The organism is Chryseobacterium carnipullorum, assembly GCF_003815695.1.
GTDB lineage: Bacteria > Bacteroidota > Bacteroidia > Flavobacteriales > Weeksellaceae > Chryseobacterium > Chryseobacterium carnipullorum.
Map to the genome: position 1 here is coordinate 3,419,388 of NZ_CP033920.1, position 21,539 is coordinate 3,440,926.

General features: G+C 36.1%; 17 protein-coding genes. 11 read left to right on the forward strand and 6 right to left on the reverse strand.

Going from position 1 to position 21,539, the window contains the following annotated elements; all coding sequences use genetic code 11:
* The first annotated feature begins 70 nt into the window (after positions 1–70).
* From EG346_RS15330 to EG346_RS15345, 4 genes are read left to right on the forward strand one after another with little or no spacing between them, the layout of a single operon-like run.
* Positions 71–1,219 carry a DNA cytosine methyltransferase gene (locus EG346_RS15330; RefSeq protein WP_228429339.1) on the forward strand — a complete coding sequence of 383 codons (1,149 nt, stop codon included), beginning with the start codon at positions 71–73 and terminating at the stop codon, positions 1,217–1,219.
* On the forward strand, positions 1,203–2,267 hold the full coding sequence (locus tag EG346_RS15335; protein ID WP_123879774.1) for an HD domain-containing protein: 1,065 nt from the start codon (positions 1,203–1,205) through the stop codon (positions 2,265–2,267). The genes EG346_RS15330 and EG346_RS15335 overlap by 17 nt, the downstream gene beginning before the upstream one ends.
* Positions 2,254–4,041 carry an ORC-CDC6 family AAA ATPase gene (locus EG346_RS15340; protein WP_123879776.1) on the forward strand — a complete coding sequence of 596 codons (1,788 nt, stop codon included), beginning with the start codon at positions 2,254–2,256 and terminating at the stop codon, positions 4,039–4,041. The genes EG346_RS15335 and EG346_RS15340 overlap by 14 nt, the downstream gene beginning before the upstream one ends.
* 3 nt (positions 4,042–4,044) lie before the next feature.
* Positions 4,045–5,010 carry a hypothetical protein gene (locus tag EG346_RS15345; RefSeq protein WP_123879778.1) on the forward strand — a complete coding sequence of 322 codons (966 nt, stop codon included), beginning with the start codon at positions 4,045–4,047 and terminating at the stop codon, positions 5,008–5,010.
* A 76-nt stretch (positions 5,011–5,086) separates the two neighbouring features.
* Here EG346_RS15345 and EG346_RS15350 read toward each other — a convergent pair whose 3' ends face one another.
* Positions 5,087–5,344: a hypothetical protein gene (locus EG346_RS15350; RefSeq protein WP_123879780.1), complete on the reverse strand. Its 258-nt coding sequence runs from the start codon at positions 5,342–5,344 to the stop codon at positions 5,087–5,089.
* Positions 5,345–6,009: 665 nt separating this feature from the next.
* On the opposite strand from EG346_RS15350, the gene EG346_RS15355 reads away from it, so the two are divergent.
* The 3 genes from EG346_RS15355 to EG346_RS15365 are packed head-to-tail and all read left to right on the forward strand — an operon-like array spanning position 6,010 to position 12,949.
* Positions 6,010–9,003, forward strand: a complete 2,994-nt coding sequence (locus EG346_RS15355) for a SusC/RagA family TonB-linked outer membrane protein (RefSeq protein WP_123879782.1) — start codon at positions 6,010–6,012, stop codon at positions 9,001–9,003.
* Between the two features lie 44 nt (positions 9,004–9,047).
* Positions 9,048–10,433, forward strand: a complete 1,386-nt coding sequence (locus EG346_RS15360; protein ID WP_123879784.1) for a RagB/SusD family nutrient uptake outer membrane protein — start codon at positions 9,048–9,050, stop codon at positions 10,431–10,433.
* Positions 10,433–12,949: an alpha/beta hydrolase family protein gene (locus tag EG346_RS15365; protein ID WP_123879786.1), complete on the forward strand. Its 2,517-nt coding sequence runs from the start codon at positions 10,433–10,435 to the stop codon at positions 12,947–12,949. The genes EG346_RS15360 and EG346_RS15365 overlap by 1 nt, the downstream gene beginning before the upstream one ends.
* 19 nt (positions 12,950–12,968) lie before the next feature.
* On the opposite strand, the gene EG346_RS15370 is transcribed toward EG346_RS15365, so the two are convergent.
* The 4 genes from EG346_RS15370 to EG346_RS15385 are packed head-to-tail and all read right to left on the reverse strand — an operon-like array spanning position 12,969 to position 15,265.
* Positions 12,969–13,247, reverse strand: a complete 279-nt coding sequence (locus EG346_RS15370) for a DUF6520 family protein (RefSeq protein ID WP_123879788.1) — start codon at positions 13,245–13,247, stop codon at positions 12,969–12,971.
* A gap of 35 nt (positions 13,248–13,282) precedes the next feature.
* Positions 13,283–14,788, reverse strand: a complete 1,506-nt coding sequence (locus EG346_RS15375; protein WP_123879790.1) for a MauE/DoxX family redox-associated membrane protein — start codon at positions 14,786–14,788, stop codon at positions 13,283–13,285.
* A gap of 10 nt (positions 14,789–14,798) precedes the next feature.
* Positions 14,799–15,011, reverse strand: coding sequence for a hypothetical protein (locus tag EG346_RS15380; RefSeq protein WP_123879792.1), 213 nt, complete (start codon positions 15,009–15,011; stop codon positions 14,799–14,801).
* Entirely contained in the window at positions 15,011–15,265 is a 255-nt protein-coding gene (locus EG346_RS15385; protein WP_123879794.1) for a hypothetical protein, read from the reverse strand. Before EG346_RS15385 ends, EG346_RS15380 begins: the two co-directional genes overlap by 1 nt.
* Positions 15,266–15,522: 257 nt before the next feature.
* On the opposite strand from EG346_RS15385, the gene EG346_RS15390 reads away from it, so the two are divergent.
* Positions 15,523–17,124: a helix-turn-helix domain-containing protein gene (locus tag EG346_RS15390; RefSeq protein WP_123879796.1), complete on the forward strand. Its 1,602-nt coding sequence runs from the start codon at positions 15,523–15,525 to the stop codon at positions 17,122–17,124.
* 79 nt (positions 17,125–17,203) lie between these two features.
* Here EG346_RS15390 and EG346_RS15395 read toward each other — a convergent pair whose 3' ends face one another.
* Positions 17,204–18,742 carry an IS1182 family transposase gene (locus EG346_RS15395; protein WP_034751733.1) on the reverse strand — a complete coding sequence of 513 codons (1,539 nt, stop codon included), beginning with the start codon at positions 18,740–18,742 and terminating at the stop codon, positions 17,204–17,206.
* Positions 18,743–19,009: 267 nt separating this feature from the next.
* Between EG346_RS15395 and EG346_RS15400 the strand changes: the two genes are divergently transcribed.
* The 3 genes from EG346_RS15400 to EG346_RS15410 all read left to right on the forward strand — a co-directional run bounded on the left by EG346_RS15400 (position 19,010) and on the right by EG346_RS15410 (position 21,513).
* Positions 19,010–19,855, forward strand: coding sequence for an RteC domain-containing protein (locus tag EG346_RS15400; protein WP_164466186.1), 846 nt, complete (start codon positions 19,010–19,012; stop codon positions 19,853–19,855).
* A 680-nt stretch (positions 19,856–20,535) separates the two neighbouring features.
* Positions 20,536–20,787, forward strand: coding sequence for a DUF3853 family protein (locus EG346_RS15405; protein ID WP_123879800.1), 252 nt, complete (start codon positions 20,536–20,538; stop codon positions 20,785–20,787).
* 3 nt (positions 20,788–20,790) lie between these two features.
* On the forward strand, positions 20,791–21,513 hold the full coding sequence (locus tag EG346_RS15410) for a hypothetical protein (protein ID WP_123879802.1): 723 nt from the start codon (positions 20,791–20,793) through the stop codon (positions 21,511–21,513).
* Positions 21,514–21,539: the final 26 nt, after the last annotated feature.

Below are 21,539 nucleotides of genomic sequence, written 5' to 3' on the forward strand. Positions count from 1 at the left end.
AAATCGACAAATACGAGATACAAGCGAATTTTTGCAATACGTTTAATATCAGTCTTTTAATTTATTTTTAGTGAAGAAAGTATTATATTTGTATTTTTGTGCTTTTTATGTACAAAAGATATTAAAACTAATGACCAATAATCAAAGATATAATGGAATTGATATTTTTAGTGGGGCAGGAGGGATGAGCCTAGGAGCACAAATGGCTGGCATAAAGATTTCCTTAGCAATTGATCACAATAAGGATGCTATTGAAACTTTTAAATTCAATCACCCAGAGGCTGAAACCATATGTTGCGATATTAAAGAAATTAATTTTGAAAATTTTATAGACGACTATTTTATTTTGATGGGTGGACCACCCTGTCAAGGCTTTTCTGTTTCCAATACTAAAACACGTAATGAGCAAAATTCTAACAATTCATTATTCTATCAGTTCATAAGAGCTGTGAAAGAATTAAATCCAAAATGGTTTATATTTGAGAATGTCGAAGGGATTACTTTGTTCAAGAAAGGTGAGGTGTTAAGGATATTACGAGAGGCAATGCTCGAATTAGGTTATGTTACTAAAGAAAAGGTTTTGACGGCATCTGAATATGGAGTGCCGCAAAATAGAAATAGATTTTTTATGGTTGGTAACAGATTGGGAGTAAACTTTGAATTTCCTTTGCAAACTGAAAATAAAGTTTCTGTAGCTGAAGCCATTGCTGATCTACCTGAATTGGAAAACGGTAGTAAAATTGATGAATTACCTTATAGAAAGAAACCTAGCAAATATGCTGAGCTTATGAGGAAAAATTCTAAAAAATCTTTCCAAAATCTTGTCTCTACTAATAAAGAATATGTTATTGAAAGATATAAGCATATACAGCAAGGTGAAAATTGGCAAGCAATTCCAAAAAAATTAATGGCTAATTACAAAGATTTAAATAATTGTCATAGTGGTATTTATAGGAGATTAAGGGCAGATAGCCCTTCGGTAGTAATAGCGAACTACAGGAAAAACATGTTAATTCATCCTTTTCAGGACAGAGGACTCTCTGTCAGAGAAGCTGCTAGACTACAAAGCTTTCCTGACAACTTTATTTTTAAAGGTAGCTTAATGAATAAGCAACAACAAATTGGAAATGCCGTTCCACCTTTGTTGGCAAATGCCATTGTCCTTCAAATTATTAAAACTAACAACGAATATATATCAAGTAGTGACCGAAATAATTAAGAATATAGAGAGTGCTTTTTTAGCTTTAAGGGGAAATGAAGATGATTTCCCTATTGGAAAAAATTATATAAACACATATGAAGATTTAAAGTTAAAATTTGATACTCAAGTTCATCCAGAAATTAAAACTAAAATCCTTGAAATAGAAGAGGATGGCTATTATAATGATCATGGAGTAGATCATATAAAGATGGTGATTCTTCGAGCTACGTGGCTTTTAAATGCGTTAGAAATCACATTTGATAAAAATAGTGATGGGTACTATATTTCACCATTTGAATTATTTATCCTTCTTATGGCAATTCAATTGCATGATGCCGGACATTTGATAGCTTCTAGAGAAGAGCATGCCGCAAAGGGTAAAGAGTTATTGGCAAAATTTGATTCTGGAAAGGTTCTTTCAGCTGCTGAAAGGAAACATATTGGAGATATTGCAAAAGCTCATGGCGGAAAAAAAGATCCAATTGGTAAACTTCCAATAGAAGAAAATTTATCACATCAGAAAATACGACCTCAATTATTAGCATCTATCCTTAGATTAGCTGATGAATTAGCAGAGGATAAGACTCGAGCATCAAATTTTTTATTAGATATTGGAAAAATTAAAGAAACTAGTATAATATTTCACCTTTATTCTGCATCACTTGAGAGCATTGTACTTTCAGGAGGAGAATTGAAATTAGATTTTTACATTCATGATGAAGTTTTATTGAAAAAGTATTCAATCAAAGACAAAGATGATAAATATCTGATAGATGAAATATATGATCGGACTTTCAAGACATTTACGGAATCATTGTATTGTAGTAGATTTTTACCAGAAAAAGCGAGAATTAATTGTGTTAAAGTAAGTATTCACATCTTAAAAAGTGATGATGATGACGAACTTAAAAATATTTCATATGAATTAAAAGAGACAGGTTATCCCTATGTTTCAAATAAGAATATTTATGATCTATGTGAATCTTTAAAAGATGATCAGTCAAATATTGATGGAGAATATATTAAAAACTTTATTGAAAACAATTTAAATCATGAATCCATTTGAAGTTAAGACTCCTGAAGATGTTACCGCAACAGAAGTACATGAGTTGTTTGTTGATGTTTTTACAGATTTTTATCAAGTAAAAGAAATTGGACACACATTTCTGAATGGACCTAGAGGTTCAGGTAAAAGCATGATGTTTAGATATATGATGCCTGATTGTCAGATCATTGATAAAAATTGCACCATAGACAAACTTGATTATTTTAGTTTATATGTTCCTGTAAAATTAACAGATATAAATTATCCAGAGTTGGAGAGGCTTAAGAGTAATTCCAATACTTTCTTTAATGAACATTTATTGACAACCTATGTTGCTATTAAATGCTTCAAGCATTTACTGGATTTTCATGTTGACTTAGATAAATCTACGATTGAAATAAAAGAATTTTATGATGATGTTTTTTTATGGTATGTAGATATTTCTGGAGAGGATATAAGCAAATATAAAGTAGATTTCGCCACAGGAACAAAGTATTTTGAATCAATTATTAAAATTCTTGAAAAAATGCTGTTAGAATGTAAAGGATACTGTAGAAAAATTGCGTTTGCTCCAGACAAATATGATGAATATAAGGGTGCGTTATGTAATTATTTAGATTTTTTGTATCCAATATTATTAAAATTAAAGGAACTTCCTTTCATGCCTAAAAGTAAACCCTTGTTTTTACTAATAGATGATGCAGGATATTTAAATTTCACACAAACTAAAATTCTCAACACTTGGGTGTCATATAGAACTTCAAAATTTGTGAGCTTAAAAATATCTACGCAATTAGATTATAAAAGTTATAATACTATTAATGAAAAAACAATTGATTATCCTCATGATTATTCACAGATAAATATTGCTACTGTTTATACTTCATCTGGTAGAAATTATTATCAAAGGATTGAAAGTATAGTTACAAAAAGAATAAAAAAATATCTAGGTAAAGATGTTTTACCCAAAGATTTTTTTCCGCCTGATTTGAAGCAGGAAGACTCAATTTCAAAAAAATATGATCAGATCAAAGAGCAGTTTACTAAGGAAGATAAAAAATATGCTGGACCTGATGCAGCGAGGCGCTATGCTACCTCAGAGTATGTAAAGGGTTTGGTTGCTGGGAGATCTGGTGGTACATTTAGCTATGCAGGATTTGATAATTTGGTAAATATATCTTCAGGTATAATTAGATATTTTTTAGAACCAGCATCTACAATGTTTTCTGAAAGTTTGTCTCGAAATAACAAAGAAGCATCTGATATTTTATATATTCCTGATAATATTCAAAATGATATTATAAATGAGTTTTCGCAGAAATTTTTGGAAGATGAATTTAAAAAAGTCATAGAACAGCATGGTGAGAAAAGTAGCTCGGAAAGATTGAGTAAAGCGGATAAACTATATAATTTAATTACTGGTTTAGGTGGAATGTTTCGCAAAATATTTGTTAGCGATAGAACAGAAAGAGTTGTTTTCTCAGTTGCACTAAATGACTTACCAGATGAAGAATTAAAGGAAATACTTGAACTTGCTATTCATTATGGTTACTTGCACCAAAGTACTATAGGAAATAAACAAGGTACAGGAAGAAGTAAATTATTTATTTTAAGCAGGACTTTAGCTCCATATTTTAAACTTGATCCAACAGGTTTTAAAGGTTATAAATTTATGAATAGTGATCTTTTAAAAACGTCATTAACTAATCCACAGTCATTTATTACTAACGCTACCAAAAGTTTTTCCTCGAATGGAGGTGTACAACAATCATTATTTGATAACATAGAAGATTAATTTATGAGAATAGCTGCCACTGAAATAAATTCGCATATAAAGAATATTGATTTATTTATATGCTCATCTGGGTTTGAAAGCCGATCCAAATCTTTTGCATTAGCTGTTGATAAGGAAAAAGTCAAAAATGCTATAATTTTTCATATTGATGAAAATTATACTGTTTCCTACGAAAATCTCATTGAACTGAAAAGTAGAATCACAAACTTAGAGACTATCCAGCATCCAAAAAATAATCCCATTGAAACATATGATATAATATTGAAAAGGTTGGACAATTTTTACGCTCAAAATCTGACAAAAGAAAAGTTTGAAATTATTGTAGATGTAACTACTTTTACTAGAGAGGTGTTGCTAATTCTTTTTAAGGCATTAAATCACACATGTTATTTAAATAAGGCACATATTAATCTAGTATATACTCCAGCTGAAAGTTACCCGTGTGATTGGCTTACGAAGGGTGTCCGTTATATTCGTTCAATTTTCGGATTTTCAGGAATGATGCTACCAAGTAGAAAATTAATGTTAGTAGTTCTGAACGGTTTTGAAAATGAACGAACAGAAGAAATAATTAAATCATTTGAACCTAATGCCATATTACTTGGTAAACCATCTTATTCAGAATCGATTAATAAAGAATTATGCGAAACAGGACTTGCGAAATTTGAAGAGATTAAGAGCAAGCATTCTTCTAAAATAATTGAAGAATTCGAGTTTTCTTGTGTTGAAATTGAAAAGACTATGGAAACCATAGAAAATCTTATAAAAAAATATGGAGATCATTATAATATTGTTTTATCTCCACTAAATAATAAAATTTCAACAATAGCAGTAGCCTTTGTAGCTTTAAATAATGATAATGTTCAAGTTTGTTATGCTTCTGCGAATCAGTATAACATTAACGAATATTCTGTTCCATGTGATTACTTTCTATTTTTTGGAATGAATAGTTATCTTAATGAGAATTAGTAAATTTACAGTCTTATCATTTCTGTAAATATTTTTTTTGTCTAAACTTTTGGGTGAAGTCTACTCTCGTCAGGATTTATTTATCTAAATCTGAATAATATTCTTTAAAATCGAATACTATATCCAATAACTCTTTAGGATGAATACGCAAACCAGTTGCTATTTCAATGAAGGTGCTTAATTGACAATCTATCTTATTATTTGATACATCGCTAATTCTTGCAGCAGTAATATTACACTTTTCCGCAATTTTAGAATAAGGTGCATCTCCTTTCATTTCTTTAATTTTTTCAGCAACTAATTTTTTAATTTCATCAGTTTTAAATTCACTCATAATTGCACTGTTTACTGCAATTTCACATTTATTATAATATTTTTCATTACCGAATTCGGTAATGAAAAGAATTTTTATTATATTTGGAACAAATTACTTATTAAAGTAATTTTGCGATACTTCAAAGAAATATTAGAAGCATTCGCTTAGATTCTCGGATTGAAAACTGGTAATTTTTAGACAACGAGATGATAAGCTAGATGCTCACGACCTAGGCGTGGGCTCTCTTATCGTTGTCAGGTATACCAGTGCCCCAATCCGTTAAGTAGAGTTCCACGCCGTTTTATTCCAATGTTGTCCGATATTCTCTCTACACCCTAAGCCGCTTCCTCAAAATACAGTATCAGACTGCACTATACAATGGGGTGTACAACTCATTGCGGCTTTTAAGCTTACACGGGACACAAATTTCATTCATATTAATTTTTTAAGATATGCTGGGGCAGGAGGTTTTTGCTATGTTATTACTGAGGCTTCCTACCGAGCATCATCGAAATAAACTATGTCTATGCTAAACAAAAAACTGAATTTTTAAGAAACAGAGAGTATAATATAGAATAACTAACCATAGAAACAAGAAAGCCCTCTTAGCACTATAAGTATTGTGGAATTTACGCAGTGCAGAAGAGAGCCTAAAATTTAACGAATTAAATCTTTTCAAAAGTATGAAAAAAAACTTTTGCAGCCTGAGTCATATCCAATTGGCTTTTGGCTTCACCTTGCTCGCCTCCGGCGTAGCAATAGGGCAGATGCGTGTAATCACAGGCACTGTTACAAATAATAATAAACCGATTTCGGGGGTAAGTATATTTCAGGAGGGTAGTGATTCGGTTGCTACTACTAATAGTTCAGGTATTTATAGGGTTCAGGTATCAGGTGAGAATCCTGTTCTTGTCTTTAAGCATCCTGATTATCCTGACCGAAAAGTTTCTTTAGGAGATAGGGTATCTTTTGATGTATCATTAGGTAAAGAGAATGAGAAAGAGAAATCAATAGAGGAGGTCGTTCTTAATGCAGGATATTATAAGGTTCGGGATAAGGAGAGAACGGGGAGTATTGCTAAGGTCTCTGCTAAAGATATTGAGAACCAGCCTGTCACCAATGTCCTTGCTTCAGCGCAGGGTAGGATGAGTGGGGTTTCGATTACTCAGAACTCTGGAACACCGGGAGGTGGGTTTGATATTCAGATCAGGGGGAAGAACAGCATCCGTCGTGAAGGGAATGAGCCTTTGTATATTATTGACGGCATACCGATCCTTTCTGAATCGCCTTCTGTTTATAGTGCGGCCATACTACCATACTCATCGATCAGTCCTTTGAATACGATCAATCCTAATGACATCGAAAGTTTCGAGGTATTGAAAGATGCAGATGCGACTGCGATCTATGGGAGCCGTGGAGCCAATGGGGTCATTATTGTGACCACGAAAAAAGGAAGAAAGGGAAGGTCTGAACTTAAGCTCAATACTTCCTATTCCATAAGTACAGTGGCCAATCGTCTAAAGATGATGAATACATCGGAGTACCTCGGGATGCGGAGACAGGCTTTTCAGAATGACGGGATTGCTATTCCTGCAATCGCCTATGACCTGAATACCTGGAGTCAGGAACGTGAGACTGACTGGCAGAAAGAACTGATCGGGAATAATGCTGATGCATCGGTGGTTCAGCTATCATTAAGCGGTGGTTCTGACAATACCTCTTACCTCATCAGTTACGGACATCAGGAGCAGTCTACTGTTTATCCGGCAGGATTTCAGTACAAGACCAATAATCTTACTGGGAATTTTAGTTATAGGAGTCCTGACAGAAAACTGGAGGTCAATCTGACCAATACCGTCTCATTTCAGGATAACAATGTGGTGAATGATGACCTGACCAAAAGGAGTCTGACTTTGAGTCCTAATGCGCCGGCACTTTATAATGCTGATGGTTCTCTGAACTGGGAGAACAGCACATTTACCAATCCGGTCGCATCTTTTGTTAGTGAGTATCTCAACTCGTCAAGTTTTATCAATACAGGAACACAGATTGCTTACAAGCTGTTTCCGTTTGTTTCCCTGAAATTCAACGGAGGAATGACGTATAATAATTTTGAGGAATATTCACTGAAACCACATACGATGTACAATCCGTCATCCGGGCTGACCAGTGCGAATTCCAATTCTTCCAAAAATAACAGTTCCAGTTTTTCGTACATCCTTGAACCGCAGGTTGTCGGAGATTATTCGTGGAATGACCACAGTGTCGAAATGCTGGTTGGAGCAACTTTGCAGCAGTCTGAGACCAAGTCAGGAACCTTACAGGGCTATGGCTTTGAAAGCAATGCGCTGATAAGAAATATTGCGGCTGCCAAAACAAAGGTGATCGGTGATCAGATCAGTAACCAGTATAACTATACGGCTGTCTTTGCAAGGCTGAACTATAAATATCTGAAGCGATATATTGTCAATGTAACAGGGAGAAGGGATGGTTCGAGCCGTTTCGGACCCAACAACCGTTTCGGGAATTTCGGGGCGGTCGGTGCGGCGTGGCTGATCTCGGAAGAATCCTGGATGAAAAATATGTCATGGCTGAGCCTTGCCAAGATCAGGGGAAGCATCGGGACTTCAGGAAACGACAGGATAGGGGATTACCAGTATCTGGACACTTACACCGTCTCAACCAATATTTATAATAACATCACAGGGCTTAATCCTTCGAGATTGTACAACCCGAACTTTAGCTGGGAGAAGACTTTGAAGAAAGAAGTGGCTGCGGAATTTTCATTGTTTAAGAACCGCTGGAATCTGTCGGCTGCTTACTATGAAAATACCTCATCGAATCAGTTGGTGGGAATCCCTCTGCCGGCAACGACAGGCTTTCCGAGCATACAGTCCAATCTTCCTGCAAAAGTACAGAATAGAGGATGGGAAATTGAAACCTCTGTGCAGGTGCTCAGAAATTCGAAGCTGCGGTATGATACGTCTTTTAATATTTCTATTCCCAACAGCAAACTTCTGGAATTCCCAAATCTTGAAGGCTCCACATATGCGAATCAGTATGTGATCGGATATCCGACAAATCTTGTCAAGGTTTATCAGTTTGAAGGCATCAATCCGGCTACGGGCGTGTATCAGTTCACTGATTTTAACAATGACGGAAAGATATCGTCACCGGATGACAATAAGGTTATTGAAAGGATCGGTATGCAGTTCTTTGGGGGATGGTCGAATAACTTGAGCTATGGTCCCTGGTCAGCATCTTTCCTCTGGTATTTTGTAAAGCAGAGAAACTGGAACTATAACAGGCAGATGGTTATTCCGGGTTCGATGAACAACCAGCCTGTGGAGGTTTTGGATGTGTGGTCTGCTTCGAATCCTTCGGGAACTTATATGCCATATAGTTCGGGAAGTGTTGCTGCAAAGACTTCGGCACATTCATTCTTTCAGAATTCAACTGCTGCCATCGGTGACACTTCTTTTATCAGACTGAAAAATATACAGCTCAATTACAGCATTCCTGTACGTGAGTTTGGGATAAAAGAGGCAATGATCTATGTGCAGGGGCAGAATCTTTTGACGATCACCAAGTATTTTGGATTAGACCCTGAGTTTGCTTTAACTGGATACCTACCACCGTTAAAGACTTATTCACTAGGTTTTCAGATCACCTTTTAATGTCTGTTTTTTCGAACGGCCTAATAACATTCAATAGTTAAATTATGAAAACAAAAATAAAATATATAATAGCAGCAGGCTTTGCAGCTTCATCTTTGTTGATGAATTTTTCGTGTGAGAAATTCATCGAGACCGATTTCCCTTCCAATCAGATTTCTTCTCAATTGGTGTTTGAGGATGAGCAGACCGCTGAAGCAGCATTGGCAGGTCTATATTCAGGGATGTGGACCAATTCGATGTTCTCAGGCGGTATAGACGGTATGGGAGCTTTGCTTGGAACTTACACGGACGACCTGACCTGTGTTTATACAAGTTCTTCCAACGGGGCACTGGATCTTTTCAACAATCAGCAGATTCCGACCAATACTGCTGTAACATCTTTATGGACGTATGCCTACCAGCAGATCTATATTGCCAACAGTATCATCGAAGGGGTGAATAATTCCAAATCACTTTCAGTTGCTGCCAAAGACAGGATCAGAGGGGAGGCGCTTTTCGTCAGGTCACTGATCTATCTCAATCTTTACGGGATTTTTGATGAAATACCTTATGCGGACACTACAGATTATTTAGTGAACAGTCAACTTAGCAGGATGCCTAAAGATGCATTGCTCCTCAGGATTGAAACCGACCTGTCAGAAGCTGTGAACCTCCTGCCCGCATCCTACAGGAATGTGGAGAGGATCTACCCCAATAAATTTGCAGGATATATGGCATTGGCCAAAATGAAGATGCTTCTAAAAAAATGGAATGAGGCTGAAGTTCTCTGCGGGACGATCATACAGAGTTCTCAATACACGTATCAAAATGATATCACAAAGGTTTTCCAGAAAAATGGTTCCCATATTCTTTGGCAGCTTAAGCCTAAAAATAACAATGACGCCACAAAGGAAGCATCGTTATATAATTTTACCGGAGCTCCCACATCTTTCACACTAAGCAACGCTCTGGTGAATTCTTTCCCTTCAGCCGATCTCAGGAGACAGCATTACGTCACAGCTGTGCCTTTCGGTCAGCAGACCAATTACAGATCATCGAAGTATAAAAATATTGGGGTTAATAATCCGACAGAATATTCGATCATTTTCAGATTGGACGAAGTGTACCTGATGCAGGCGGAAATATTACTGGAACAGAACAGGAGTGCAGAAGCTGTTCCTATGATCAACAGATCAAGACAGAGAGCAGGATTACCATTGTTAAGTGCTTCCTTGACAGTAAATGATGCCAGAAATCAGATGCAGGAAGAAAAGAGAAGGGAATTCTTTGCTGAACACGGAATCAGGTTTTTTGATCTCAAACGTTGGGGGATGCTGGATCAGCTTATAACCTTGAAACCAAATTGGAAGAGCTATCAATCAAACTGGCCTCTACCTCAGAAAGAATTGCTTCTTAACACTAATCTTAATCCTCAAAATGCTGGATACTAATGAACAACTCAGTAATTAACATACTCTGCAAGATCATCTACAGTTTGCTTTTTGCACTCGGAATCTTCTTTTTGAGATCGTCCGTGATGCTCAATGCACAATCTCCGAGACCAGCACTGGAAAAACTAGCTAAAGGAGCCCATAGAACTTTGATGGCGGGAATATCACCAGATGGCAGATATGTTTTTTTGGCAACAGCAGATGAAAACACTACTGAAACTACTTTTACAATCTCAGATACACAAAACCCGCAGAGAAAGTTTAGTAAAAAAAATGTTTCAAAGCATTTTTTTATAAGCAAAAATATTCTTTTGCTTCTGTCCGGAAATACATTGACCAAGATTGATCTGCCTTCTCAAAAAGAATTGGAAATTCAGCATGTCAAAAATATAGAATTTCTTGAATCAGGACAGCTTCTGATCCATTATGACGGTACAAGGAATAACCTGCTGGAGATCCTGGACAGGGACTTTTCAGTCCGACAGCAGATCGGTTCAGTGATAAGATGGCAGAGTATTGAAGATGAACTGATTGTTTTCCAAAACGAAAGCGGAAAAAAGAATCTTCTAAAAGTGAGTGGAGATGGAAAGTTCTACACTACCATCTGGTCGTCAGTTCATGAAGTTTATACTATGGCAGCTTTCAAAGGACAAAAAGGGGAATATATTGTGGGGGTCTCAACACCAAAAGCATTGAAGACATTTTATGTTAGGAAAGATCTGACAAGCATTGAATTAAATGACCCTGCAATTATGGATTATGACCACTTGACCATTAACAGTTCCTCTGATCGTGATGCGGTACTGCTAAGACTTAGTAAAAAACTTCCGCTGAATGATGAATTGGTCAGCATATGGTATGGCAACAAGAAGGATCTCGGGGAATATATTTACAATGAAAGGGTCATTACCAATGTCTTGTGGTATCCAAAGGAAAATCTGGCAGTTATCCTTGATCCCAATTTTACCGACTATACTTCATTGGGACAATCGAATATTTTTCTACGGGTAAAGATCGACAGGAACAAGGTCGATATAAAGGACGGTTTTCATGGGGTGAACGAAGATGAAATCCATTTATGGAATTCCAAAACGGGTAAAGATCATTTGTTAGGCAAAGATGGCGGCTATATGTACTTTGACAAAGAGGGGAAAAATCTTTTGTTCTATTCACAGAACTACTGGAAAATTTTGAACACACATACGCTGGTGGAAAGGAGAATTGATATGCCTGGCTATGCAGAACCCTATTTTTCTTCGGCAGGAACTATTCTCTGGTGCTCCAAAGGTGATTTGTGGGAGCAGAACCTATCCAACCTGAAAAAGAAAAAGCTTTTGTCTGTTGAGTATGACAATATTGAGATATTGAACAAGGTAAGGAAGTCAACAGAAGCAGGACTAAGAAGGATGCATCAGTACGTTGACCGTAAGAATATTTTGATGCTTGCCTCCAATGAGAATAGTATTAGTTCAACATATTTTGCTGTTGATACGAATAAGAGGATAGAGGTGATTCCGGAAACAACCGATAGAATACAATTTTTTAAGGTCAGTGAAGATGGTAAAGCTTTTGTGTGGACAGCAGAAAATTATAACAAAACACCGGTATTGATGTCAAAAGATCGATCTTCTCCTGCTAAAAAAATATTTTCTACTAATACAGAAGATGATAGAGCAGGTTTAATTTCTAAAAAGATATTGCACTATAAAGGGGTTAATAACGAAGATCTGAGGGCTACGCTGTTTTTACCACCAGATTTTGATGCACAAAGTAAGTATCCTGTAATACTGTCCATTTATGAAAAACTGGATCAGATTACCAATAAGTATGTAATTCCGACATTCAAAAACACAAAGGAGGTCAATGTTAGGTTTTTACTTGAATCTGGGTACCTTGTTTTGCTGCCTGACATCAACTATGGTGAAGCGGGTCCTGTTCGGTCTGCCTTGTACTGTATAAACAATGCTTTGGATGAGTTGCAGAAATTTGAACAGGCAGATATGAAAAGGGTGGGTCTGATGGGGCAGTCCTTTGGAGGTTATGAGACTAATTTTATTGCAACACAAAGCGATCGCTTTGCGGCATACATCTCGGGCGCATCTGTCGCAGATCTAATTCATCTATACTATGCATACAATTATAATTTTAAATCTCCCGATTACTATAGAATTGAAGACGGACAATTTAGGATGTTTGATACTTTTGAAAACAACAAGCAGAAATACTATGATAACAATCCTTTATACCACGCATCAAAGGTTAAAGCACCGATGCTTTTATGGACCGGTACTCACGATCAGAATATTCAGACCGAAGAAACAAGATCGTTTTACAATGCATTAAGAAAATACAGGAAACCCGTCGTTGCTCTGTTCTATACTGGTGAAGGCCACTCATTGGGAACGAAACGGGCTCAAAGAGATTTTACACTCAGAGCTCTTGACTGGTTTGATTACTTTTTACAGGATAAACAGGGCGTTCCCTGGATCGATAAACAAATGAAGGATGCTTTGTAGCATCCTTCACTTTTAAAAATTATTGGATCTCAAACAATTGATTTCCGCAAGAAGTACCGTCAATGTTCTGGGACAGGTTATGTGTTCCGGAGACATCACTATAGGTACAAACTTCATTACCAGTATCGGAGCATCTCTTCTCTGTAAGTATACATTTTTCTCCTACAGGTGCTGCGGGATCAAAACGGTATCCCTGCATTTCTGCTGCTGTTGTCTTAAATGCTGTTGTAGCATACGCACTTCCGGCTCCCATCAATAGGATTGCTACGGGCAATGCGATTTTTCTGAAATTTTTCATAATGGTTGAAATTTGTTATTGGTGCCTACTCTTGGTCAGGGTTTTCGGCTTTCCCCTTTAATGAAATGCATGGTAAGGTTCTGCGCAAAACGATACCTGATGATTTCATTTCCGACTAATACAAAAAGGTGATCTCCTACGATTTCCAATTGTATTTTTTTAATTTCTTTAGGTTTTGAAATGTAAAAGCTGCCTAGATAATTTTGCTCAGCAATGGAATAGACATCGATTACAGCATTATTTTCCCAATTCTTACTGTTTTCATATCTGCCCATTAAATTAGATTGGTTGAACAGCAAACCATATTTTACTGTGGATGTAACATTTACCTTAAGTGGAGGCTTATTCATTTTTCTTCTTCCACCGCTTAACTCAGCAACATCGATTTGAGGCTCGCTTATGGTATCAATGGTTTTAAAATCACCTTTTATATTTAAGTCTTTATCCAGAACCAAAAACTGATTTTTGTTGTAATGAACATAGACCAGACTTTGGTTATCACTATCAAAATGCATCTGTCCATCCGTCTCAAAAACACCGTCCTCAGACTTTTGTAAAAGATCAGGTTTTAACTGAAGATGATTCTTTTCCTCTGGTCGTAATACACCGAGAGACTGCTTCTTCAAAGGCGCATAGTAGGTGCTGAAAATGAAAGAACCATGATCCCAATTAATTAGCTGACTGAAGTAGGCTTGTGATTTACTGTACGTACTTACCTTTTCATTTCCCAACGAACCTCTGTAAATGACAGGAACGGTTCCGTCATAAAGATAATAAAAGGGTGCATTGACTTGTAACATAGCCCTCTTAAAACTAAAATCATAACGGTCCGGAATAATCTTCTTTTCATTCATTTCATTAAGTCCTGTATCCATCGATATCAGGGTAAAAGGAGTGGTGTAATTTCCCATATACACAGAGTCCTTCGTTGAGCCTGCGAAATAATAAGAATTGACCTGGAGATCATACCGGTTTTCTTCCATCACCGGATGTTGAAGAAATTTTCTTACAAAATGATTTTCCTTCTTGATCATATAATCTGAACGATGGTACAATATGATGATCATTGCAACACTAAAAGCCGATAAGGACACTTGTAACAAACCTGATGTAATGATATTTTTGTTTTTTATACTGCTGTACAAAACAATGGCCGCTGAAGAAAGTATGACTGTTACAACATTAAAGATGAGATGGGTTCTCCATCCCATCTGTTCCAATATTCCACCGCAAGAGCAAGGCACATTGTCACTGTAATTAAGAATGACATATATGTATATGGTAAATGAAACCATCAGAAAAAAGGAAGCGTACAAACCGATCATTCTGCTTCGTTCAAAAATAAGCAGAATGCAAACCAACAATTCTACGATGAGCACTCCATAAGAAATTAAGCCCGCAACCGAACTGAAAATAGGCGACTGTGCAATCTGAACCTGGAAATTTTCAAAGTCCATGATCTTACTGATGCTGGCATAACAGAACAGCAGTATGAAAAAATAGCTGACGATTTCTACAAATCTTGTTTTGGTGGCATTCATGGTTTTTTATTTATCCGTTCATGATTAAAATCCATTTTACTTTTTTCCCGCAGTACAGAGGCATTAATTTTCCTTTTGATACGTATACAATTGTCGAAATTGAACCTTGGGTTTCCCATTCTCCACTCACTGTACATTTCTTTCCTGACTCAATAATAATTTTATCTGGAAGCGCTCTGCTTTTAAGATTATTCTTATCAGGATCATCGTTTATTATCTTCATCAGCGTACAGTGTCGTTCTGAATGCGCCAATGCGACTTGTCCTTACGTGGCGTTTCATCCTCCCCTGTTTCTATCTTATTATTAGAAGAGTTTTCCGCTTCAGGTATGTTTTCAGATCTGGCGGATGATCTTTCAACAGTAATTTCCTTTTTTGTCAGATTTTCATTTTCAGAGCTTGAAACCAGGTCTGAGCGATCACATGATTGCAGTGCAATTGCTGCAATTAAACTTAAAAATGAGATATACTTTTTCATATTATTTAATGATTTTTAAAAGTTATCCCGGCCGGGTTTTTATTGGAATTCCTGCTTCAAAAGTAGAAGTAGTGCAGTGATAAAAAAAGGAATAGTGGTGACGAAATATCTTTCAGTACGTGATAAAAGATCTTTTATCACCACTGTTTTAAAGTGTATTGTATTGATAAATAGTCATTTGTATTGTGTCGAGTTTGGTCAGCTTTAAAGGGATGGTATTATGGAAACATTTTTTTTAAATTTGATATAACATTACTATGAAAATCTTCAACAAACTTCTATTATCACTACTAATTCTTACATTCTGCGATCTTAAAAGTCAGTATGCAGAAAAGTATACCTATGCTCAATTGGATGAAATTTTCGCTGGTTATCAGGAAAATGATGAGCGGGCTATGGTTTTTGTCAGTATGTATATTTCTAAAGCTAAAAAAGAACAGCAATCTTCTAAGTTAATTGCAGGTTATGATGAAGCTACATATTATACTGGCTCTGTTGACAGAAAAATAAAATATGCAGACAGTGCTGTATCTGTTGCGCTACAGATGAGAGATGCGGATCTGACTGCTATGGCATATCTTAAAAGAGGAATTATTTATTATTACAATAAGCGAGACTACCGTAAAGCTCTGAATGAATATCTTACAGCTTTTAAAACTGCAAAGAGCACCGATGATCTTTATTTATACAACAAGATATTGTATCATTTGGGAATAGTACGATGTTATCTTGGCTATTACCAGGAGGCTGCACTGCATTTTAAGGAAACCGCTTCTTACTATGAAAAAAATATCTCTGACGAAGAACATCCGAATATCAGATCGAATAATGAACACGGATACCTTAACAGTATTTACAGGCTCAGTACCTGTTATAGAAATCTGAAATCTTACCGGCGTGAAGATTCTTTGATAATCGTCGGGATTAAAAGGGTTAAAAATACGGAGGAATTTGCCCAGGAGTTTGCATATTTTCAAAAAGCAAAGGGTATACAAAGCCTCAGGAACGGAAAATCTGCTGAAGCCGAGAGATATTTGAATACAGCTGAAAAGATTCTGCAAGAAAAGGAGGATTTTGCAGCGTTGGCAGGTGTTGACTTTTATCTTGGAAAACTGAATTTTACAAATGGTAAGCGTGATAAAGCACTGGTATATTTTAAAAAAGTAGATTCAATACTCAATAAGTTTAATTTCGTTACACCTGAAGTGGTTAATAATTATAAATACCTGATCCAATATGCTAAACAGAAAGGGGATGACAGGCTTCAGCTATACTACACCAATAAATTACTTAGAGCGGATTCGGTGATCACTTCGGATTTCGCAGTGCTGTCAACGAAGATGTTCAGAGAATACCAGATTGACAGATTAAATGAAAGCCGCGACAGGCTTGTCAGAAAACATAAATATGGAAGTACTTTTCTAAGTTTAATCATTGCAGGTGGGCTATTGGCTTTCTATTTCTTCGTCATACGTTCCAGACAAAAGGAAAAGCTTCTTACAATCAAATATGAAGAACTCTTAGAAAAATTAAGAAATGACGATGAAACAAATACGGAGATTGTTGACATAAACTTGCATTCTGTTAAAAGCACTCACAATGATGAGAGAGTAAAGGAAATTTTAAAAAATCTCAAGATCTTTGAGGAAAAGAAGCAGTTTCTCGACAAAGATCTCAAATTGCCGGACGTTGCCCGGCTGATAAAAAGTCACCGATCCGAACTTTCATTTGTATTGAATGAACATATGAAAATGTCCTTTACCCAATATCTAAAAATCTTAAGGATTCAATACATTACCAAACAGCTGATGGACAACAAAGGTAACCGTTGCACAACTCCTATTTTTCAAAACTTATAAATAAATATGACCTCTTTAGAAGCGATTTTAGAGAGGTTTTTGCTTTTTTGGCAGGTAGATTTTTAATATTTTGAGGCTCTTAATTCAGAGATATAACACTCGTATTTTGCAGTTTGGACAAAAACCAAGACTTTACTTTGGGAAGGTCTTGAATTTGAGCTTTGATTTTTACTTTTCGGGCAGAAAATTTCAGTAGTTTCTTTAAATTATAAGATAATGCCGCCATCAAAACATGCTTGTTGGCAGATTTTATGCCGCGAGCATTGATGCGTTTCATCGAATGATGATTGATAAGCGTGCCTAAAACAGGCTCCACCGTAGAACTCCGGCGTTTGGTGAGGTATCTTGTGTAGTTTTTATCTCTGTTCAGCTTTTCGTGCATGGCATCGTAAAGGGGTTTATGAATGCTGTCGTCAAGCTTTTTAAATTTCGTCACTTTACCACAACAAACCTCTCTAAGTGGGCATTTCCCACAATCTTTTTCGCTGCTTCGGTAGACTTTTTTTCTGTAGCCTTTAGAATCAATCGCTTCTTTTTTGAATGGTAAAAAAGCCTTGTTCCCTCCTTCTTTTGTGCATTCGTAGCGGTTTTCTGATTGGTTAAAAACAAAACCATCACGATGAGATTTGTACTGTCCAAAATTGGGGATAAAAGCATTAATACCGCGTTTTTGACAATAGCTTAAACTTTCTCCACTGCTGTAACCCGCATCGGCTAAAATTTCATCGGGTTGTAAGTGGTTTTCTTTAAAATTGGCTAAAGTCTGATCCATAATTTCATTAAAAATTGCTGAATCTTTACTCCCAGAAGTACTTCCGCAGGCTCCTGTAATCACGTGATAAGCATCGTCTACTGAAACTTGTCCAGAATAATTCAACTGTCTGGCTTTCCCTGGTTTTACAGAGATTTTTGCATCGGGATCTGTGGGAGAATAATGCGTATGGTTACTTAAAAATTTGGGCCTAATTGCGTTACCATCTTCATCTTTTCTTTCGCTTTTAGTATTACCAGGCATGCCTTTATAAGCTTCTTCTTTCCAGCTATGGTGCTGATTGACGAGTTTTTTACGCGTGGTCGTCACTTTATACTCAGAATTTTCTTCCAGTTCATTAACAAAAGCACTCGCATCGTCTAAAACTTCTTTCTCCTCCAAACTATCCATACTCGCATTGGCTTTGATGAAAGCGGAGTCTACCGCCTGACGTTTGCCTCTCACCATTCCTTTTTCTATACATAAACTCAGGATTTTCCGGAAAAGCTGAAGGAAAACATCCTCTCCCAAAAGACCTCTTGTACGAGAAATAGTGCTGTGCCAAGGAAGTTCTTCATCCAGATCATATCCTAAAAACAACCGCACATCTAAGCAATTACTACAAAAGCGAAGCAAAGCCCTGTCGCTATTGATATTATTGAGGTAACCTACCAATAAGATTTTAAAAAACACAACCGGATCAATACTTTGATGACCTTCTGTGCCGTAATATTTTTTGGTGCTTGAATATAGAAATTGAAAATCTAATTCAAAACTGATTTTTCTATAAAAATTATCCATGGGAACCAGCCGATCTAAGCTGAGTTCATAGAATAATTGTGGTGTAAAATTTTTTCGTCCCTGCATATATAAATTTACCAAAAAAACATCACAACACAAAGAGTTTTTTACTATATTTGAGTTGTGCAACAAGCACAAAGTGTTTCTGCAATACAGCATGGATACTTTGACAGCGGAGTGTGGAATGAAGAACAGAAATGTTTTTTCAAATCACTTCTTACAAATAAACGGAATCCGTCCGGCAGATTTTGTAAGAAAGCGGTTGGAAGAGCTGGAAAACACCTAAATTTTATTTTTTGTCCGATTTTTACGTTTACAAAAAAAATGATACGTATGAATGGACAACATTTTAAAAAGAAAGTTGATCAGCTATGGAGCGCCCTTATGACAAATATCGACCATATCAGCAGAAGTGATAACGATATGATCAGCCGTGCTGAAGAGATCCTGATGGAAACCGATGCTGTAATAAGGCAGCTGAAAGTTCTATTAAGGCAATATCAATTTGTGGACTGGAGTGAAGAGATTTACTTTTTTAAAAATACAAAGCCACAATTTGTGGCCATTTACATCTACTATTCAAAACTTCTGTCCATAGAGGCGTCCAAACCTTTTGCCGACCCAACTGCGTTGAGCTCCTATTATGAAAGCGAAAGAAGCCATCTTCTTTTTTTCTATAATGAGCATAAGGATTTTATTAATTACTACCGCAGGAAATCAACTTTTCTGGATAAGAAATACTTTGTTCGTTTTAAATTTGATTTTAAATTAAAATTAAGTCCTGAATTATACAGCTATGACGAGGAATTTTCAACTTCCCATGATCACATGGTTTCGCAGATCATGGCTAACGATCTTCTTGATCAGTACTTAACGAACAAAATCAATTCAGACAATTCTAAAGAGACATCCATAAGTCAGATCAGAAATCTTCAATGGACGGCCCCTAAAGTAGCTTTAACTGAATTACTGTATGCACTACATCAAAGCAATTGTTTTAATGGCGGTCATTCCGACCTGGCGGAGGTCTTCAGGTGGTTTGAAAATTCATTTAATATTAATCTGGGTAATTATCACAAAACTTTGGCTGAAATTAGATTAAGAAAAACAGACCGATCTAAATTTTTGACATTGCTTCAACAAAATTTAAATCAGCATCTGGATGATTTGGATAGCTGATCTTTTGATGGTTTAGCATTCAGATAAGTGATTTTTATGGGCATTATTTTGTTTGTTAAGCATCATAAGATCTGTTATTAATCCGATTTATTGGATTCATTGTGACAAAAATATCATTCGGTAGTACGAGAAACTACCGAAAGATATTCCATGTAATTATTCTTAAAATAAATTTATGCAAATACGCTATGAAAGATATTTCAGGCTTGATACCGTTTCTAACACCAAAGTAGGGTAGTTGCAGTTGTGGAATACGAACTTAACCTCTGTTTATGTTATTTCAGGAAATACATCATAAACAGAGTTTTGAGGAAGAAAACACCCGATTTGTAAAATCTTTTACGATCATCTGATAAATCGTGTCATTATATCGATCTCTAAAATGTTTTTTCGCTGATTTTTAAATGGATTGAATGAAAATAACAATTGACCTTCATTCCAAACTCCCTATCCATAGAGTGTACAGATGACTCTTTCGGTAGTACCGAAGAACTACCGAAAAATATTTTGCTTGATTTTGAAAATTTGTAAAAGAAAATCAACTACAAATGACATTATCCATCGTAACCGAAGTGGACTTCAACAATATACAATTGAATAGTGAAAGAACGATGAAATAACGGCAGGCAGCTGATCGGAATGGATTTCTGAATCCAAAAAATGGTTAAAAATAAAAACAAATGAAAAATATAGATCCGAAAACACCGATATGGCAGCTGACAGTTGCTGAATTTCTGGAGATTTTAAAAAACCTGAATACTGAAAAGAAATATGAATACGGGCTGAAAGGTTTAGCCAAGATTCTGGGATGTTCCGTTTCAAAAGCTTCAGAGGTGAAATCTTCTGGAATATTAGATAATGCGATTATTCAAAACGGAAACATCATCATCATTGATAAAGAAAAGGTCTTAGCACTGTTCGGAAAAAAATAATCGATGTACTATCTTGAACTTATTGAAAGATTTTGGATTTTCAATCATACCGCAAATGTTGGTTCTACGGCTATTGCAATGTACCTGTACTTATTGAAAACAGCAGAAGAGAATGACGGGTATGTTTTTGTACTTTCTGATGTCGTTGTAAGTAATGATCTTGGATTAACAAGGAAAACAGTAAAGTCTACTAAAGAAAAACTTCGCGATTTAGGATTAATTGAATTTCAGACTAAAAATGGAGTTCCCTGCTCTTACAGATTGCTGTTAAATTACAATTTACAAATCTCTAAAATTGATAAGATCATGAGATCGGAAGTTGAAAAAACACCTTTGTTTAAAGAAGCGGAAGGGATCGGATGTCTACCGCAGGTCACTTTGCAGACGTTCAGCCCTCCTGAAATTGCTGATACACAAAATAACAATTCATCACTCCAATATTTACTTGAAAAAAATTCCAACATACCGGATTTTGACAGTTTCATTGCATATGCCAAAACGTTGGAAATGTATGAAAGTTCTTTAGATCCTTACATCAGAGAAAGATTTGATAGCTGGGCAGCAAGTGGATGGAAAAATGGCTCTGGTAGATCTATTTCCAACTGGCGGCACTCATTGAAGGGCATTTTGCCTTTTATGAAAAATACACCGCAAAATGATCAGTTTTCCATAGAGTCCATTCCAAATATTAAACGTCCTACTTCGGGAAAAAGCGAAGATCACTAACTGTATGACAAAATTATAAATATAAA